General features: G+C 58.5%; 20 protein-coding genes and 1 pseudogene. 15 read left to right on the top strand and 6 right to left on the bottom strand.

Annotated features, from left to right (window positions below):
• The first annotated feature begins 12 nt into the window (after positions 1-12).
• From JTF07_RS02685 to JTF07_RS02660, 6 genes are all read left to right on the top strand, one after another.
• A complete protein-coding gene (locus JTF07_RS02685) occupies positions 13-921 on the top strand; it encodes an NAD(P)-dependent oxidoreductase (RefSeq protein ID WP_204232775.1) in 909 nt (302 codons plus the stop codon).
• Complete coding sequence (locus tag JTF07_RS02680) at positions 918-1730, top strand: N-acyl homoserine lactonase family protein (protein ID WP_204232774.1); 813 nt, start codon at positions 918-920, stop codon at positions 1728-1730. The genes JTF07_RS02685 and JTF07_RS02680 overlap by 4 nt, the downstream gene beginning before the upstream one ends.
• Positions 1727-3196, top strand: a complete 1470-nt coding sequence (gene tcuA / locus JTF07_RS02675; RefSeq protein ID WP_204232773.1) for an FAD-dependent tricarballylate dehydrogenase TcuA — start codon at positions 1727-1729, stop codon at positions 3194-3196. Before JTF07_RS02680 ends, tcuA begins: the two co-directional genes overlap by 4 nt.
• Before the next feature lie 52 nt (positions 3197-3248).
• Complete coding sequence (locus tag JTF07_RS02670) at positions 3249-3875, top strand: GntR family transcriptional regulator (protein WP_204232772.1); 627 nt, start codon at positions 3249-3251, stop codon at positions 3873-3875.
• A gap of 130 nt (positions 3876-4005) precedes the next feature.
• Positions 4006-5835 carry a DUF262 domain-containing protein gene (locus tag JTF07_RS02665; RefSeq protein ID WP_240371924.1) on the top strand — a complete coding sequence of 610 codons (1830 nt, stop codon included), beginning with the start codon at positions 4006-4008 and terminating at the stop codon, positions 5833-5835.
• An 88-nt stretch (positions 5836-5923) separates the two neighbouring features.
• On the top strand, positions 5924-6922 hold the full coding sequence (locus JTF07_RS02660; RefSeq protein ID WP_204232770.1) for a HEPN domain-containing protein: 999 nt from the start codon (positions 5924-5926) through the stop codon (positions 6920-6922).
• Between the two features lie 104 nt (positions 6923-7026).
• Here the strand turns inward: JTF07_RS02660 and JTF07_RS02655 are convergent, their stop codons facing one another.
• Positions 7027-8085 (bottom strand): hypothetical protein, encoded by a 1059-nt coding sequence (locus tag JTF07_RS02655; RefSeq protein ID WP_204232769.1) that lies wholly within the window; start codon positions 8083-8085, stop codon positions 7027-7029.
• A 189-nt stretch (positions 8086-8274) separates the two neighbouring features.
• On the opposite strand from JTF07_RS02655, the gene JTF07_RS02650 reads away from it, so the two are divergent.
• From JTF07_RS02650 to JTF07_RS02630, 5 genes are all read left to right on the top strand, one after another.
• On the top strand, positions 8275-8856 hold the full coding sequence (locus tag JTF07_RS02650) for a hypothetical protein (RefSeq protein WP_204232768.1): 582 nt from the start codon (positions 8275-8277) through the stop codon (positions 8854-8856).
• Between the two features lie 53 nt (positions 8857-8909).
• Complete coding sequence (locus JTF07_RS02645) at positions 8910-9530, top strand: hypothetical protein (protein WP_204232767.1); 621 nt, start codon at positions 8910-8912, stop codon at positions 9528-9530.
• A gap of 91 nt (positions 9531-9621) precedes the next feature.
• Complete coding sequence (locus JTF07_RS02640; RefSeq protein ID WP_204232766.1) at positions 9622-10857, top strand: hypothetical protein; 1236 nt, start codon at positions 9622-9624, stop codon at positions 10855-10857.
• A 368-nt stretch (positions 10858-11225) separates the two neighbouring features.
• A complete protein-coding gene (locus JTF07_RS02635) occupies positions 11226-11735 on the top strand; it encodes a hypothetical protein (RefSeq protein ID WP_204232765.1) in 510 nt (169 codons plus the stop codon).
• Between the two features lie 48 nt (positions 11736-11783).
• Positions 11784-12212 (top strand): putative endonuclease domain-containing protein, encoded by a 429-nt coding sequence (locus tag JTF07_RS02630; protein ID WP_204232764.1) that lies wholly within the window; start codon positions 11784-11786, stop codon positions 12210-12212.
• Positions 12213-12285: 73 nt separating this feature from the next.
• On the opposite strand, the gene JTF07_RS02625 is transcribed toward JTF07_RS02630, so the two are convergent.
• The gene (locus JTF07_RS02625; protein ID WP_204232763.1) at positions 12286-12480 is read right to left on the bottom strand and encodes a hypothetical protein; all 195 of its coding nucleotides are present in this window, start codon (positions 12478-12480) and stop codon (positions 12286-12288) included.
• Positions 12481-12576: 96 nt separating this feature from the next.
• Here JTF07_RS02625 and JTF07_RS20765 point away from each other — a divergent pair.
• Both JTF07_RS20765 and JTF07_RS20255 read left to right on the top strand, forming a co-directional pair.
• Positions 12577-12678, top strand: a pseudogene (locus tag JTF07_RS20765) (hypothetical protein); the annotation flags it as partial.
• 52 nt (positions 12679-12730) lie between these two features.
• On the top strand, positions 12731-12913 hold the full coding sequence (locus tag JTF07_RS20255; protein ID WP_252199232.1) for a helix-turn-helix domain-containing protein: 183 nt from the start codon (positions 12731-12733) through the stop codon (positions 12911-12913).
• Between the two features lie 87 nt (positions 12914-13000).
• On the opposite strand, the gene JTF07_RS02615 is transcribed toward JTF07_RS20255, so the two are convergent.
• The 4 genes from JTF07_RS02615 to JTF07_RS02600 all read right to left on the bottom strand — a co-directional run bounded on the left by JTF07_RS02615 (position 13001) and on the right by JTF07_RS02600 (position 15085).
• Positions 13001-13381, bottom strand: coding sequence for a hypothetical protein (locus tag JTF07_RS02615; protein ID WP_204232762.1), 381 nt, complete (start codon positions 13379-13381; stop codon positions 13001-13003).
• A gap of 136 nt (positions 13382-13517) precedes the next feature.
• Positions 13518-14072 carry a hypothetical protein gene (locus tag JTF07_RS02610; protein WP_204232761.1) on the bottom strand — a complete coding sequence of 185 codons (555 nt, stop codon included), beginning with the start codon at positions 14070-14072 and terminating at the stop codon, positions 13518-13520.
• Positions 14073-14096: 24 nt separating this feature from the next.
• Complete coding sequence (locus JTF07_RS02605) at positions 14097-14891, bottom strand: hypothetical protein (protein WP_204232760.1); 795 nt, start codon at positions 14889-14891, stop codon at positions 14097-14099.
• A complete protein-coding gene (locus JTF07_RS02600; protein WP_204232759.1) occupies positions 14888-15085 on the bottom strand; it encodes a hypothetical protein in 198 nt (65 codons plus the stop codon). The genes JTF07_RS02605 and JTF07_RS02600 overlap by 4 nt, the downstream gene beginning before the upstream one ends.
• A 104-nt stretch (positions 15086-15189) precedes the next feature.
• On the opposite strand from JTF07_RS02600, the gene JTF07_RS02595 reads away from it, so the two are divergent.
• Together JTF07_RS02595 and JTF07_RS02590 are read left to right on the top strand one after the other, a co-directional pair.
• The gene (locus JTF07_RS02595; protein ID WP_204232758.1) at positions 15190-15462 is read left to right on the top strand and encodes a hypothetical protein; all 273 of its coding nucleotides are present in this window, start codon (positions 15190-15192) and stop codon (positions 15460-15462) included.
• Positions 15459-16880, top strand: a complete 1422-nt coding sequence (locus JTF07_RS02590) for a type IV secretory system conjugative DNA transfer family protein (protein WP_204232757.1) — start codon at positions 15459-15461, stop codon at positions 16878-16880. Before JTF07_RS02595 ends, JTF07_RS02590 begins: the two co-directional genes overlap by 4 nt.
• Positions 16881-16886 lie beyond the last annotated feature (6 nt).

Raw genomic sequence — 16886 nt, 5'->3', positions numbered from 1 at the left:
AAAGGAACCAATATGTCTGCAACCACCTCTCAGGGTCTTGTAGGACTAGGGCAGATGGGTCTGACTATCTGTCAGAGAATGGCTGCCGCCGCCGAAGTTATAGCCTTTGACATCAGCGTTGAACGGCGAGCCCTTGCTGACAGCATTGAAAGCACCACGACCACCGATGAATTGAGAAGGATTGCTGACTGTTCGCGCATCATACTTTCATTGCCGACGCCCGCCATTTCACGGGCGGTCGTGGGGGAGCTGGCACCGCACCTTGACTCGGGAACGATCATTATCGAAACCAGCACCGTCCTTCCTTCGGACGTTCGTCGATTAGCGAAAATCGTCGAACCGTACGGGGCTCGTGTCTTTGACGCTGCGATTTTGTCTGGTGTCTCCCAGATGTCGTCTGGGAGCGCAACAATCTTGCTTGGCGGTCCGATCGACGTGATCGATGAAGTGACCGACATACTATCGGCGATCGGACCCGGGGGCACACAACACTTCGGCCCCATCGGGTCAGGCATGGCAGCAAAGGTTGTCAACAATGGAGTCGCGCATGCAGTGATGGTGGTTCTCACTGAAGCTTTTGCAATGGCCCGGTCGCAGGACATCGATCTTGCACAGATCACCGAAATGCTGATGCAGGCCGATGGTGGGCTCAAACGCCCACTCGAACATCGAATAGCAGATCGTGTTGCGCGCGGCGATTTCGCGGGCGGGATGCCGCTTGACGCGGCTCGGAAGGATTCAACCCTGGCGCTAGCTCTAGCGCAGGAAGGCGGTGTTCCGCTATTCGCGACACAGGCTGCCCACACGGTGTATGAACTTGCAATGGCAGATGAACTGGGCCGAGAGGATTACGCCAGCGTTGCGATGCTGTGGGAGAAATGGACTGATCGAGATCTGCGGTTCGGAGATGACCAGTCATGAGAAAAGCAGACGACGGTGTCTATGCACTGCGGTACGCCACTCGCGAGTCATCGGTGCGCGGAGAACACTTCTACGGCCATCCTGAGGATTGCATGGGTCCGTGGCCGATTCACTATTACATCTGGGCCATCCTCGACGGCGATACCACCGTGGTGGTGGACACCGGGTTTACACGGGAAGAGGCGACTCGACGAGGTAAGCGGCATTATGGCGAGTCACCAATTGAACTCCTTGACGTCCTCGGGGTCGATCCCAGCGACGTCGAGCACGTAGTGCTGTCTCATCTGCACTACGATCACACCGGTTTCGTTGGAGCATTCGACTCAGCTCGTGTCCACGTACAGCGTGCTGAACTTGAGTTTTGGCGTTCAGGGATGGCCTGCAGAGGTGCCTATGAACATCTACTCAATCGCAACGATCTCGATACGATCGGTCGTCTCGAAGCCGAGGGACGACTCAACGTGATCGAAGGAGACTGGACAATCGAGCCTGGCATTTCGCTTCACCTGGTCGGGGGCCACACATCGGGTACCCAAGTCGTCCGCGTCTCGACGTCCGATGGGCCCGTCCTACTCGCCAGCGACGCCAGTCACTTTTACGCCAACATCGAGGAGGACAAGCCCTATGGGGTCGTCCACGAACTTCCGCTGATGTACACCGCATTTGACCGCCTGAATGAACTCGCCGGTAGTCAGGGGGTCGTTGTGCCTGGCCATGACCCACGTGTGGCTGAGCGCCATCAGCCATTGCCCCATTACGACGAAGCAATAATCCGGCTCTTGCCGGCGAGTCTTGAGGAGAAGAAATGAAACAGACGATCAATGCCGATGTCATTGTCATCGGTGGCGGCAACGCAGGATTCTCTGCCGCACACGCCGCTGCGGAACGAGGGCGAAAGGTCGTCGTGATTGAACGAGGAGATGAATCCAGCGCTGGGGGAAATAGCTACTACACCGCTGGGGCTACTCGATTTCCACACGAAGGTCTTGAGAGCCTCCTAGACATAGTCGAGGCCGATGAACGGCACACGCGGACAGAGGTGCCACCTTACAGCGCGGAAGAATATGCTGGCGATCTCAGAAAGGTGACGGAGGGCCGCGGCGATCAAGAGATGGCAGACGTACTCGTTCACGAAGCGTCAGATACGGTCCGATGGCTGCAGCAACTGGGACTCAAATACCGGCTTATGTATGAACGGCAGGCTTACCAACGACCCGACGGTTCCTACTTATTCTGGGGTGGGCTTCATGTGGGAAACGTCGGTGGTGGAGAAGGGCTCATTCGTGACCACACTGATGTCGCATTGAAGCTGGGCGAGCAAATAGTCTATGGGGTGACCGCGACCGACCTGATCACGGAGGACGGTCGTGTTATCGGGGTACGTGGAGAGTCCGTCGAGGGTGATGTTGAGGCCTACGGTGAAACAGTGGTCATAGCTGCCGGTGGCTTCGAATCCAGCCCAGCGTTGCGACAGAAATATCTCGGCGACGGGTGGGAGCACGCGGTTGTGCGCGGCACGCCGAACAATACCGGTCGCATGATTAAGGCAGGGCTCGACGTTGGTGCGGCGAAAGGCGGTGATTGGTCAACCTGCCACAGCGTGCAGTGGGATGCGTGGAACGAAAACAATGCATCGAACCGGGAACTGACCAACCGTCTCACCCGCCAAGGGTACCCGTTTGGCATCCTCGTAAACAGGGCTGGAGAGCGCTTCCTCGACGAGGGCGCGGACTTCCGCAACTATACCTATGCCAAGTATGGAAGGGAGATACTCAGGCAACCCGGATCGATTGCATTCCAGATATTCGATGCTGATCTATGCCCCTTGCTGCGCGCGGAAGAGTATGAGATGCCCGGGATATCCGAGGTCCGGGCGGACTCCATCGACGAACTAGCCGAGAAACTGGGCATACCCGGCGAGAAGCTCGTGCACACCATTGACGAATACAATGGCTCGGTCGACGTGTCCCGCACTTTCGACCCGACGATCAAAGATGGAAAAGCTGCCAGGGTAGAGCCTCCGAAGAGCAACTGGGCGGCACCGATCGCCACGGGCCCTTTTTTCGCCTATCCGGTTACATGCGGAATCACCTTCACCTTTGGCGGACTCAAAGGTGATCTTGACGGGCGAGTGCTTAAGAACGACGGTGAGCCCATTCCCGGACTACTAGCCTGTGGTGAAGCTCTTGGCGGGCTCTTCAGTGTGAACTATCCAGGTGGTTCGGGATTGGCAGCGGGAGTGGTGTTTGGAAGAAGGGCCGGCGCGATAGCCTAGATACTTAACACTGTCCAAGGAGAATTGAGAGGTTCAGAATGGAGGAGGCCCGTTGAAGAGCTCGGTATATGACCAGATTAGAGAAGCGATACTCACTGGTGAACTCGCTCCGGGCCAGACCCTTTCCGAGAACGCTCTCGCAGAGCGGTTCGGTGCCTCGCGAACTCCAGTTCGCGAGGCGCTGCATCGTTTGGAGACTGAGCAACTTCTTGAGCGAGCGAGCCGCAGCGTGCACGTGCGTGAAACCAGTCCTGAAGAGATCCTCGACATCTACTATGTGCGGATCTCATTGGAAGGGGCCGCGGCCAAGGGTGCCGCCGAGCGTGCAAGTCAGCTTGATATTGCGCGTCTCAAGGTCGCCGCACAGAACTTGAAAGATGCTACGTCACCCGCCGAGCGAGCGCTAACCAACAGGCTATTTCACGAGGCGATGTGGGCAGCGAGTCACAGCCCCACTTTGATTGATCTATTAGAGCGCCTGAATGTTCATCTCGTCAGATACCCGCGGACGACCTTCGAGCGCGAGGAGCGCTGGCGTGAAGCGATTCAAGAGCATGACCAGATCCTTGAATCTGTTATCAATCGTGATGGTGAGAGTGCTCGACAGCTTGCCGAAGATCATATGACCGCGGCACGAGAAGTTCGCTTACAGATGATGACTGAGATGCCGAAAAGCTGAGAAGCCTCGACTCAGATTGGCCACAAGACTGGAAGTTGTCTCGGCCAGCGTGAATCTGCATGAGTGCAGTTCCTTTTCGTGTCTATCGGGGGTCGGCGATTAATGTTGGGTCATGGGACATAAGGAACCAATGACGATTGCCGATGCTCTGCACCAAATTCAGGACCGGCGATTGATACTGCCGGCCATTCAACGCGAGTACCTGTGGAAGCCGTCGCAGGTGATCCGGCTGTTTGACTCCATCATGCGTGGTTATCCAGTCGGCAGCTTTCTCTCCTGGAGGGTTTCTCCTGAGACCATCAAACAGTTTAAGTTCTACGGCTTCATGAAGGACTACAGCGCCTTCGACAACCGACACAACCCCGTGATTGACATTCCCACAGACCGTGAAATCGTAGCTATTCTGGATGGTCAACAGCGGTTGACGTCCCTCAACATTGGATTGCGCGGCACCTATGCGTATAAGAATCACGGCGGGTGGGCGAACAAATCGTGGTCCTATCCCGAGCGACGCTTGTGCTTGAACCTGGAGGGAGAGGCTCCTGAGAACGAGCTTGGCTTGAAGTACCATTTCCAGTTCTTGGTCAAAGCTGACATTGAGGCCGGCCGAACTGATGGGAGTCGGACGTGGCTACCAATCTCGGAGATCTTTGATGCGGCCGAACCTGTTGAGGTGATGCAGATCCCTGCCCGGTATGGCATGGGAAATGATCAACAGGCTATAGCTCTTGTCAGTAAACTTTGGCAGGAGGTGCACAACAACCGGAGCCTTCATTTTTACGAAGAAACGGACCAAGACATCGAGCGCGTCCTTGACATCTTCGTCAGGGTTAACTCTGGCGGTACCGTTTTGTCGTACAGCGACCTGTTGTTGTCGATCGCAACTGCCCAGTGGGAAGGCGACGCTCGGGCTGCAGTTCATGGACTCGTCGACGAACTCAACCAGACCGGAAACGGGTTCCGGTTCTCCCGCGACACGGTTCTAAAGGCTGGTCTTGTACTCGCCGATGTCGGCGACATCGGGTTTAAGGTTAAGAACTTCACCAACGCCAATATGTCGAAGCTCGAAGCAGGATGGGAGGCGATGAGCTGTTCATTGCAAGTGGCTGTCGGGCTTCTTGGCGACTTCGGCCTCTCGGGAGGGATGCTAACTGCGGACAGTGTACTAATTCCTGTCGCGTACTACGTCCATCACCGCGGATTAGACCACACCTATCGCGAGTCTCCGAAGACTCGCGAGGACCGTGAGGCCCTCAGATCCTGGGTACTGCGATCTCTCATCATCCGGGGAGTATGGGGCTCGGGACTTGATACGTTGCTTCGTGACCTTAGGGAGGTCATCAAAGCGCAAGGTGATGCAGAGTTCCCGGTCGCTGCAATCGAGCGTGCGATGACTCTGCGGGGCAAGCCTCTGACTGTGACTGAGGCAGTCGTTGATGACATCCTTAGTTTGACGTACGGCAAGCCGCGGACCTTCGCTGTGCTGGCCGCACTGTTCCCGCACGTCGACACTCGCAACCAGTTCCACGTCGATCATGTGTTCCCTGGAGCCCAACTCGACCGGAAGTTGCTGAAACGTCGCCAGAATCCAGATGGCACCCCTACGCTCACCGCTGAAGAAATCGACGACTTACTCGAGCGCCGGAACAGCTTGTCAAACTTGGAGCTACTTCCAGGGCTGGAGAACATCGTCAAGTCGGATAAGGCACCCGATGAGTGGCTTGCCGCAGAATACCCATCTGCAGACGAACGGAGCGCGTTCCTCGCGCGTCACGACCTGCCGCAATCTCTGCCCCACTCGGTAGACGACTTCATAGACTTCTTCGACGAGCGCCGTGCGAAGCTGACTACTCGTATCTACGCAATGCTCGACACGAGAGGACCCGACCGGCAAAACGCGGACATGCCGGCACTCGTGGACTTGGACGAGGAACTATCTGAAGGCGATGACACCGACTGATGAAGGTTTATGGATAGGGTCCGTATTCGTTACTGTTGCGCGGTGATTGAACATGACTTACTGCCACGGCGAGCAAAGAGGCTAAGAGATGCAGACTGATGTCGCTGGTGTTTCGGGGCAGGGTACAAATCGTCCTCATGCGCCGATTGCAGGAGACATCCGAATCACGGTCCCTATCTCATCAATGTGTCTTATCGAAGATGACGGCACCATCATTGACGATCCGTTCAGTATCGTACTTCAGCCAGGGTACGAAGTAACGGCGCTCGATGACGCAGAGCAGAACAGACTCCTGGATGGTCCGTACAGGATCAACGCGTTTGTCCGGTTGGAGATCTTAGGGCAGATTTCACAGGAGGAACATGATTTTCACGATGAAGCTCAGCGTCGACAGCTATCAGAACTAGTTATTGGCACACTTTCAAAACTTTCACTGTGCGTGCGCGGGTACTTTTCTGCTGCCTATGCTGTCATTGATAGATTTGACGGCTCAATCTGGCGAAGAGAATCCTATCTCAGCACGGGGGAGCCTTCATATGATCTGAGGTGCGCTCATGTGCCGAAGTCACGGCTTTCAACATGGGCCACGCTCTTAGACGAGTGGCCGTCTGAACCAGATGCTGCGCTCACACTTTCGGTGAATTACTACAGGGAGTCGCTGCTCGACAGGGCACAGGGAAATTTCAGCCGGGCGTTGGTGTCATCTGCGATAGCGACAGAGATCCTTTTTGGCAAGGGGAACGGGGAATTGGGCACTCTGATTAGCACCCGGGCCGCGCATTTGGTGGCACGTGGCAACAACGCTTTCGAAGTTCAAAAGATGATTAAGAAACTCTATGGCAAACGAAGCTCGGTAGTTCACACAGGAAAAGGCGGCGGCAAGGCAGAGGTTGACCTATGGCATCAATTCTTGATGCATGCACTCCCATCTGTAGCTGCCTGGGGTGGGACCGTGGCAGAACTGCACTCTGCGCTAGACGCAGCCAGCTTCCGACGAGGGGACGCGCTGGACAGGCTGTTGGACGAAGATGGCTGGTGGGCCTTCTGTAATTTCGTCATGTGTCTGAGAGCGTCGTCTGTTCAATGATGTGCGGCAGCCTGCTTCTTATGTCGCAATGAGATTCAAAACCGTTGTCCTGTAACTGGTCGGAAGTCGGGACGATCCGTGATCAGATGTCACCAAACCCTGCATCAAACCCTGCGGGCTAAGACCGCAGAGTAGTCACGTAGCGGCCACACATTCCGAGCCGTAGGGCGCAGAGAAAACCGGAAGAGGTTGTCGACTGGACTGACGAATTCGGAATCGACTGACTTGATTCGGGACGTGCACCACTGAATCACGACGAGGGCAATGAAGCCAGTGGCGAGCTTGTCGAGTATCGACGTTATGCCGTTCGAAAGAAGGACCGCGCTCAACAGGTTTTGACCAGATGATGTGAACGTATTCGTAAGCTGATCGGATTCGTGACCAGTCCCGCCGTGGTAACCCAACATCAGGATCGGGACGGCGACTAGCGTGCACACGATAGCCGCGGTGAAGTTCAATCGGAAGAATTGTGTGAACGTTGCGACCCAAGCAGACCGTCGTACACCGTAGCCCCACACAAGCGCGCCAGCTGCGTTAACGAGTGCGAAGGGTAGCGCCATGGACCCGTGGATCACCATGCCGGCGGAGTTGCCAAGCAGCGCGATTGCGACCCCGTACCACGGACCCAGCATGATAGCTGCCGTTGCTGTCCCGATCATGTCGAGGAACAACGCCAGGTGAAGCTTCCCGACAACCGCATGTCCGATTAGGTCAAGAAGCATGCAGGCGGCAAGCACCGAACCCACATAGATGTAACGCGAACGATGCGACTTGAGAAGCTCAGGGTTCCTGGCCGGTACAACGGCATCTTCGATGCAAACAGGATCACGCTCGCAATTGCGTTCAGAAGATGCTTGCACCTGATAACAACGGACCTTCCACTGACGAACGGACTGTTCGTCTTCACCCAATGCGCGAACAATTTCTCCGACCAGTTCGGGATTCAGCCTGCTGCGACCTAAACGAAACGCATCGTAGACAGTGGATCGCGCCGGTGCATCATTCACCCCGTCGCCGTTCAGTTGGCCACGATGCCGCCCAATGCGACGCGCGATTTCCGCGTAGGTTACAACGCCCGTGTTGACACGGAGTGCGCGAAGGTCGGTGACAATGCCGTCAAACGAACCCTCCGACTTCGCTTCGTCGTCGCGTTCCTGCTCCACTTGCATTCCTCCACGATCTGTTCGGCCCGTGTGTGACCTCATGGGCATTGTATGTGGCCCCACGGAGGCATGCACGTCCTGTTCGGGCTTGTACGGGCCTGTCCGGACACCGCCACAACCGGTCAGGACAAACAGACGTCCTTGTAGCGTCGTGGCAGGCAACGACGAAACACGACGTTAGGACGGGACTTGGTAGTCACGAAACGCATCGCAGCCATCTTAGGCTCTGTAGCCCTCGCCTCGACGCTCGCAGCGTGCGGCGGCGGCCCGCAGGAGGTCGACGCGGACGAGAACGATCAGCCGCAAGGCAGTGATGCGGGAGGATCCTCTGAGGAGTCGGAAGGGCAACAGCAAGCTGAACCATTTGATGGGTCCACGGTGACTTTTAGCAAGATCACCGAAGACAACATAGATGGCCTGTGCACCGAACTGTTCGGAGAAGTTGATGACGTGTTGTCGAGACTCGAATTGGACACTGCTGACATCGACATGGACGGCTATAGCGATTGGACCGCTTCCTACGAAGAACAGGTTGGTTCTACTGCGGCAACATTCAGTTGTCACGCCACAGCTAGCGTAAATGTGGAGGATGCCGAGGCTGTGCACATTAACGTGGCGTCCGGTATGGGGAGACCGCGCGGTGTCAATCATGTAAGCGAACGCTCGGATGACATGAGCGCAGGTATGGCATTGCAGACTTCCGATCGACCTGATGACGAAATCTTAGCTTCGTTCTTGAATGACGACGTGCTCCCGAAATTCAAGCCGTGAATGCGTCGGAACTACTCACCCAACACGAGTCCCGATTTTAAGACAGGAACAGCATGAAGGTTACACATCGAGCAGTGACGCTCATCGGCGTAGTCGCGCTCACATCATCGCTCGTGGCGTGTGGCGGCGGCCCGCAGGAGGTCGACGCGGACGAGAACGATCAGTCGCAAGGCAGTGATGCCGGGGACGACAAAATTAGCATCGCCTCGATTAGCGCGGACAACATAGCGGGTATCTGCTTGCAGGAGTTCGGCGAGATCGAAGATGTGTTCAAGAAACTGGACCTCGATGTCCCGGAGAATACGGAATTCGGATTCTCGGATGACCGGTACCAGGAAGGGGGCGGGTGGGCAGACGAGTATTTCCCTGACGACAACGGTTTCTCCAATGAAGGCTCGGACAACGGGACTATCCGTTGTCAGGCCCATGCCTTCTATGAAAACGATTCAGGATCGAAGGAAGACTTAGGCATCGACATTTCGTTCACAGGAGGCGACGAAGAGCCGCGAGGCAATACAGACTTCACTGTTTCGGCAGATGGTATGACTGCGGGCATTCGGTCATCCACTAGATCAGGATCGGGCATGCATGAAACTTCTGAAAATGAAGTTGTCGAGCAATCGGTCGGCGAGCAGTTCATCACCGACAACGTGCTGCCGAAGTTCAAGCCGTAAACGACACGTATGCACCCATGCATCTGACTTCTGGGGTGGAGCTGCTCTGCCTGCATTGAACCCTCATACATAAAATTTCAAGGAGGCATTGGTGCCCGATCCCGACAGCTACGACTGGGCCGCGCAGGCTTCATTCGCTCCTCGATGGGTAGGCCGGGCAATTATCCTGCTGAGATCATTTCCGGTCCAGTTCGTTGCGCGATCGATCGCAATACTTCCAACGATTGCGTGGATTTTCATATGCGGGTTAATTCCCCTTGGTCTCGCATCAGTAGTTGGTCTGAGGGTGCCTACTGACGAATCGACATTGATCTGGCTGTTTATGGTGTGCCCATTCCCGCTCTACTTCGCAATAGTCGTCGTCAGAGTTCGCAGCCGTCTGACGCTCCGCCCGCATCAGGATGAAAACAAGGCCCTCGTCGTCCTAGATGAAATTACCGTTCTAGGCTGGGGAGTGACAGTTGCAGTGACGCAGCTATTCAGGCCACTGAATAGGTTCTTCACATTTCCGCTACGAATCATTTTGAGCAGTCCACGCGCCGTCAAGTGGGCGCTCTTTGGGTTGATTCTTATTGCCGCTGTGGTTTTTGCGTGGAGTCTGCTTCCAATCAAGTTTGTGCCGTGGGCAAATCAATTCGGTCGAGGTATCGTTACAACGGTCTCCGTAAGCGGGTTCTTTGTTATGGCGGGAATTGTGTTGCTAGGGCTGCTGGTGTCGATGGTGGTGTTCTTTGGATTCTGGGCGGAAATGCTAGTCATTGGTGGCGGGACTGCGCTCGGAGCAGTGATGCTCAAATCGTTGAATCCGGAGTTATTCTCATTCGCCGCTGATCCACTGATCGCCTGGGCAAGATGGACACCGGCCATGGCAAGAGGAACGCTCGAAGAATCAAGTGATTTTCATGAGTACCTCACGGGTCCTGGCGGTGTGACACCATTCGGCCTAATTTCGATGGCGGTTGTCCTTCACTTGATTCCGTTGATGATGAAAAAGTTGAACGTAGCAATATTTCCCGGAGAAGACGGGCTCACGACAGAAGTCCGAGAGGAACGAGACAATCTTGTCGGTTGGTGGCTACGGTTCATCGCCACCTGCACCCTCCTTGTCGCGCCTCTATTGCTATGCATTCTCCAACGCTCTACGCCGCTGGCCGACCCAAATTCTCCCAAAATAGAAAACGCTCCTCTTGTGGCTGTGTTCGTCCTCGCGGCATTGGGCTGCTTCATCTTGCTCCGGCTGTTCAAAACGAGATCTCGAAGCGTCGAACGGCCGAACGATTTTGTTCTAGGCACCATTGTCTACACGCGACGTTGCCTCCGCGAATGATCCGTGAGTCGTGTAATTATCCTGCTTGCCAGCACAACGCCGCGTCGTTGGGACTGATGCAACATGTCGGATAACCGTACTGACTCAGCGGTACAGGAAACACGCCTCATATCCCTAGGGATATGAGGCGTCTCGCGGCACTGGCGGGCGCAGTCTGTGCGCCACGTTAAGTTGCCCAGATTTTGTCAGTTTCAGAAGGCGATTGCGTGTCCAGCCGCATGAAATCGGGAGTTGTGCCGCCGACTATTGACATCGGGTTTTCAGAAGTCCCGTGCTCAATGCAGCACTTTATTAGGAGCTGATTTCACATAATAACGTCCCAGGCTAGTCTTCGCCCATCCGTCGGCTCAAGCTGGGATAATAGTGGAGTGAGCGGATTCAACTCTTTCGAAGGGCTCCTCGCAGATAACGCGAAGGGGCCGGTGAGGGTGTCGTCGCGCTCGTTCTGGGGAGCGATCGAAGAAGCGTTCATCGACGCCTACACACGATGCGATCTCGAGACTGTGCTCGCTGAAGAACTCAAGCTGCAATGGCTGAAGACGGATCACGAGCCAACGGACGACGACTTCACGAAACGCGACGTGATCAGGGGCTACACTGCGGGCTGGGAGCTTCCCCGCCTGGTAGCCCTTGCGCGTCGCATGGTCACCGAACTCGATGTCACCGGCGTGCTTCTGGATGAAATGACGGCGCTGCTTGCTGAGTACGACCGCGGGGGAGGGGTCGGCACCCCGGCCAAGAACTTGATCTTCGCGGCGAACGGTCCCAAACCCGAGCTGGTGCTCCGAGATGCCGTCAACAACGATATCGAGATCGTTGTTGACGGGGAGTTCTGTCTGGTCTTCGACCAGCCGATCCCGGCCGATGGCCTGACGTAGAGCAAGCTCATCGAGTGGTGGCGCGCTCGGCAGGGTTTTGCCAACGACGTGCCACCACGGGAAGTCGGCCTGGATCTGCACAATCGCCTACGGTCCTCTCTGGACGACAACAAGGTCGAGCAGGTGGTCTTCGACGCCTACGCAGCGCGGTACAAGGACAAAACGTTCGACGTTCCGGCACTGATCCCGCAGGTCTACCTGCACTTCGACCCGGCCGCTCAGCTGGCTCGTCGGACGGCTGGGCAGAACCGTAGCCCGTTGGCGCGGCAGTGGATGGACTTCCTCCTCCTGTTCTCCAGCAGTCACCGCGTCGTGCTCGAGGTTGATGGGAAGCAGCACTATGCGGAGGGCGAGAAGGCAATTCCTCGGCTCTATAGCGAAATGGTCGCCGAGGACCGTCGGCTCAGGCTGGACGGCTACGAGGTCTACCGGTTCGGCGGAGCCGAGCTGCTGACGTCAGGGCCAGCGCGATGCTGACCAAGTTCTTCGACCAGCTGACCGATCGCATGAAGTAACCAGGGAAATTATCCGTCCTTTAATCGGTAGGGAGTCAGAATCCGCTCGAATTCGAATGGGGCCGATGCTTCTGCCAAGGCATGAGCGCGCGGCGCAGCTCGTCGCGATAGGCAGCCTTGCGGGCAGTGGCGTAGTAGCCCTCGGGATCGCTGGTGATGCGCTCGAGCTTCCTAGCCATTTGCCGGTCGTGCTCGGTCATCGTCGACGTGGACTTCCTGGTGTGCTCCATGCTTTCCCTCCTTCGTCTGGTCTGATTATGTCCCCGAATTGTCCCGGCTGGGCCGGTCGACGACGCAGCTGACTTCACTGCTGCACGACTTCAAGAATCGGGAGATCGGGCTGCGCATCTTGGAGCCTCGGCATCGGCACCTCGACTTCGGCTGGCGAGCTCATCTTCACAATCGTCGCGGCGGTCGGTCAGATGGAACGCGACCTCATTGCTGAGCGGACGAAGTCGGCTCTGGACGTCAAGCATCGACGTGGGGAACGGATTTGGGGGTCGCAAGCCCTCACGCATCCCCGAGCAGGTCGCTCGGGCAATGGAGTTCCTCGATACGACGGACATGACCGGCAACGAGGTCGCCAGAGCCGTCGGGATGAGTAAATCCACCCTGTACGCACACGTTGCACGTCGACGAGCTGAGCTGGAGCAGTTCGCCTGAGTCAATTGAAAGGTGCCCAGCACCATCGGTGCCGGGGTCGTTCTTCGCTCTTTTCGCTAGCATCCGATGCCTGTCACCGTCTCTCCGTCACCGACGCACAGATCTATGAAACTTTCCTCCTGACTCCCGACGTCGGCCGGGGACGGCTCCGCGGTCGACGAGCATGTCGGCGAGCCGTTCGACCGTCGGCCAGTCTGCTTCGAGCTGCGATCGTGTCAGTTCGATGGCCTCGGGTAAGTTCAGAAGGCCGCAGGCTTGTTCAGCATCGACCTGTCCGCCGAGCGCGATCGCATCGGACAAGAAGGACAGGAGCTCCTCGTTATCGGCCCGCTGGTATCGCACCGAGTACATCGCCTCGGCGATTGGCCCGGCAGCAGCGATCTGCGTCGTCTCGCCGATGTCGGTTCGCCTTCGTGGCCACGATCGACAGACGCCGGCGAGGCCGAGCTGGCGCGGGCGGACCGTCATGTATCGAAATGCACGGCCCACGTGGTGATGAGCCCACGCATGGCCGATCTCGTGAATCGCGTGAAGACTTTGTGCTCGTCGCCAGATGATCGCAACGTCACCTCCCCTCCTGATTCAGCAACTCCGTGTACCGTCATCACGCGACACCACCTTCCCAGGCCTCAGGTTCCGCAGGCGTCGACTTGATCTGCACGCCGCTGCGGGTCTTCATTTTCGAAAACATCGTCTTGAAGAGCTGGGGCGAGACGATGAACGAGGCGATCAAGGCCGACGCCGCGCCAGCGATCCAGATGTTTTCGAAGACGCCCAGGGCCACGGACAGGCCGAAACGGAAGATTAGGTACGCCAGCGTGAAGCCCAGTGCCAGCAGAGCCATCCTCCAGATCGGAGAGTTGCCCTGGAACTCCTGAAACTCGCGCCAGAGAGTCTTGATGATGCCCCGTGACTCCGAGAAGTCCGTGCTGTGCTTCTCTGGCACGACGAGCAGGCCGGCCTTCATCATCATAGTGATCAACTGGATGAAGAAGAAGCTCAGCCCCGTAGCAGCCATGTCGAGCATGCCCGCGTTGGAGATTGCCCAGGCGGCCATGCCCACGGCACCGCAGGCGAGCAGTGTGCCCAGCACGGTCCATGCGTGGTTGTCCGGGCCAGCGCCCCGCTCGACGTTCACATTGATGTTTTGTTCACTCATTGTCCTTGTCCCTTTCGTTTTTGGTCATTGCGTTGTCTTCTGGGCGTTGTCGTTCTCATCCGCATACACCGGCTCGTCCTGCTCCTCGACCATCCAGTCCTCGAGCTCCTCGTCGTCGACGCTGATCTCGATGGGGGCAATGGCCGGTGCGTCGCTGTGCGGCGCTTCCTCCAGCTCGGCGTGATCGAATCCCTCGAGCTCGACCGCCTGGACGGCTGTCGCCCCCGCCCGCTCTACTCGCGCAACTGCGGGCCAGCCCCAGGCACGCACGCGCCACCCGGCGCGAACGAGACCCAGGACGAGTTGCAGCCAGAGGTAACCAGTCAGGAATGCCGCGCCGCCCTCGAGCGGCCAGGTCTGCCAGGAGCCGATGAGGATCCGCGTCACGCCCTCTGTTGCCAGCAGGGAGTGGGCGGTCAATATTGCGACGCCGATCGCGGCGACGGCCCCCGCGGCCTTGAAGTACGGCACGCTCCGCATTCGGCCCCACTCCTCGACCTTCCGCCACCAGATGCCGTACGCCCCCAGGCCGATGAGTAGCGCGGGCCCGACGAGCACATAGGTCGCGGACATCCAGATCAGCGTCCAGATCATCCAGCCGGCCAGGTTCGCAGCGCCTTCCTCGCGGTGAACGCTGCGGTAGAAGACGTTTCGGGTCGTGACCTCGCCGAAGGCGCTGTCGCCGACGCCGGCCTCCAGTCGCTCTTGTCGCCGAGCGACCAGAGCGAGTTGCTCTGCCCGACGCCTGACTCCGAGCCGATGTCCAGCCCGCGCCTTTAACCAGGCGCTGCGTTCGCCCTCCCACCGTGGCGTGCTCACTGAGTCTCCTCATCCGCGGCCAGGCACGTCTCTAGGTCGTCTGCTGTCTCCATCGGCAGGCACTGCGCTACGCGTGTCCGCATGCCGGCTTCGGCTGCGTCGTTGGCGAAGCCGCCCCCGACCACGACTCCGAAGACGAAGACTGTGCCGACGACTGCCAGCACGATGACCGTCTGAAAGATGAACTTGCCCATTCGAGGCCTCTCTGCACGTAGTAAACGGTCAATAAAATCAGGTACCATAATACTATACCCGGAACGGGTGTAGAACAACCGACGAGGCAGAAGGGAAGGCGTTGATGAGCAGGTCCTTAGACGCCAAGCAGACGATCGCCCTGACGACGGAGGACCGCGAGTCGATCCGTCAGCAGGCGCGCTTCCGAGGCATCGGGAACGGGCTCCTGGCCCGCGTGTGCCTGCGGTACGGCCTCCAACGCATCGATTCGCCAGAGGGCGAAGAGCTAGTCGCTGAGGAAGCGGCCGACGAGCGGGAACGCATCAGTGCAGCCGGGCGCGCGAACATCGAGCGCCGTTGGAACGCGAAAGACGACAACAACAAGAAGGAGAAATGACCATGTTCAACAGCAAGAAGGGTGCGCCCACAGGCAGTACCGCCGCCGCTGCGGAGACGCCGCCGACCTACATGCGTCCGCCCACGCCTTTCGGCGGCTTCGTCGACGGGGTGCCGGCCGAGACGGCCCCTCATCTGCTGGTGTCGGGAGTCAGCGGCTCGGGCAAGACCCGCCGCGTGCTCGCTCCCGCGATCCTCATGTGGAACGGTCCGGTGGTTGCCGTGAGCAGTAAGCCCGATCTGATCCAAGAGTGCCTGCAGATGCGCCTGGACCGCGGCGGAAAGGGCTGCACCTACGTCCTCGACCTCTCGGGAGAGGTCCCCGATGACCAGCTGCCCGAGGGCGTGACGCGTGTGGTGGTCGACCCGACGGCGCTCGTGGCAGGCGACGACGACGCCCTCGACCTCGCGACGATCTTGCTGCAGTCGGGTTCGGCCGGGGCCGGCGGCGCTTCGGGTGGCGGTGGCGGCGGCGACGGGACCGCGGAGTTCTTCGAGACCCTTTCGACGGCTCCGTTGGCGGCGATCCTGCGGGCAGCTGGCCCGGACGGCATGACCTGGGCGCGCTCGGCAGTGAGCAGACTCCAGGGCGAAAGCGCAGAGGATGAGTCGCCGAGCTGGGTTACCGCGATCGAACGCCTCAAGGAGGTCTCGCCAATCCTGTCTGAGGAACTGCTCTCCGCGTCCGTGCAGGACGAGAAGCAGGTCTCGAACGTGATGATCACGATGAAGGCCGCCGTCGCCCCGTGGCTGCGCTCCACCGTCCGCGGTGACGGTACGACACCGCCTCTGACGCCGGAGATGCTCGAGCGCAAAGGAGCGACGCTCTTCATCGTGGCCCCGGCCACGGGTGTTGCCGCCGGCGCAGCAGTCGGGGCCGCCGCGGCCATCACCAAGCGCTGGCGGGCGAACCAGACGGAGAAGACGAAGCTGCCCCGCCTGCTCCTGGTGGTCGACGAACTGTGCAACACGATGCCGTGGCAGGAGCTCCCGACCGTGGTCACGGAGTCGAGAGCGATGGGCATCAACCTGCTCTGCGCCGTGCAGGCGACCAGCCAGTTCGAGCTGCGCTACGGCTCGGCGGGCATGACGGCGCTGCGCGACACCTGGCCCGCAGTGCTCTGCCTCGTGGGCGCTCCCGAGAAGGAGATCCTCGAGAAGGCGGCCTGGTGGTACGGCCAGACGGAGCAGCAGAAGACGACGGTCGACCACCTCGGCAAGCAGTCGCAGACTTCCGAGCGGGTTGAGGCGTTCCAGGGGTCGGACTTCCTCCCCAAGACGCGCAACGAGGGACGGCTCCTGCGGGGCCGTCGCCCCAACCTCGCCGAGGCCGACCATGACGGCATCCACGAGAAGGGACTGATGGTGACCCTCGTCGACATCAGCGCCATCCCGTTCACGTCGAAGCAGGCCGCCTGACGGTCA

The sequence above is a fragment of the Brevibacterium sp. RIT 803 genome (assembly GCF_016892625.1).
Lineage (GTDB): Bacteria > Actinomycetota > Actinomycetes > Actinomycetales > Brevibacteriaceae > Brevibacterium.
This window is presented reverse-complemented; position numbering and strand designations above follow the sequence as displayed.

Coding starts and splice junctions, on each gene's coding strand:
- JTF07_RS02685 (WP_204232775.1), top strand. CDS start 13: ATGTCTGCAACCACCTCTCAGGGTCTTGTAGGACTAGGGCAGATGGGT.
- JTF07_RS02680 (WP_204232774.1), top strand. CDS start 918: ATGAGAAAAGCAGACGACGGTGTCTATGCACTGCGGTACGCCACTCGC.
- tcuA (WP_204232773.1), top strand. CDS start 1,727: ATGAAACAGACGATCAATGCCGATGTCATTGTCATCGGTGGCGGCAAC.
- JTF07_RS02665 (WP_240371924.1), top strand. CDS start 4,006: ATGACGATTGCCGATGCTCTGCACCAAATTCAGGACCGGCGATTGATA.
- JTF07_RS02660 (WP_204232770.1), top strand. CDS start 5,924: ATGCAGACTGATGTCGCTGGTGTTTCGGGGCAGGGTACAAATCGTCCT.
- JTF07_RS02645 (WP_204232767.1), top strand. CDS start 8,910: ATGAAGGTTACACATCGAGCAGTGACGCTCATCGGCGTAGTCGCGCTC.
- JTF07_RS02625 (WP_204232763.1), bottom strand. CDS start 12,480: ATGGAGCACACCAGGAAGTCCACGTCGACGATGACCGAGCACGACCGG.
- JTF07_RS02615 (WP_204232762.1), bottom strand. CDS start 13,381: ATGACGGTCCGCCCGCGCCAGCTCGGCCTCGCCGGCGTCTGTCGATCG.
- JTF07_RS02610 (WP_204232761.1), bottom strand. CDS start 14,072: ATGAGTGAACAAAACATCAATGTGAACGTCGAGCGGGGCGCTGGCCCG.
- JTF07_RS02600 (WP_204232759.1), bottom strand. CDS start 15,085: ATGGGCAAGTTCATCTTTCAGACGGTCATCGTGCTGGCAGTCGTCGGC.
- JTF07_RS02595 (WP_204232758.1), top strand. CDS start 15,190: ATGAGCAGGTCCTTAGACGCCAAGCAGACGATCGCCCTGACGACGGAG.
- JTF07_RS02590 (WP_204232757.1), top strand. CDS start 15,459: ATGACCATGTTCAACAGCAAGAAGGGTGCGCCCACAGGCAGTACCGCC.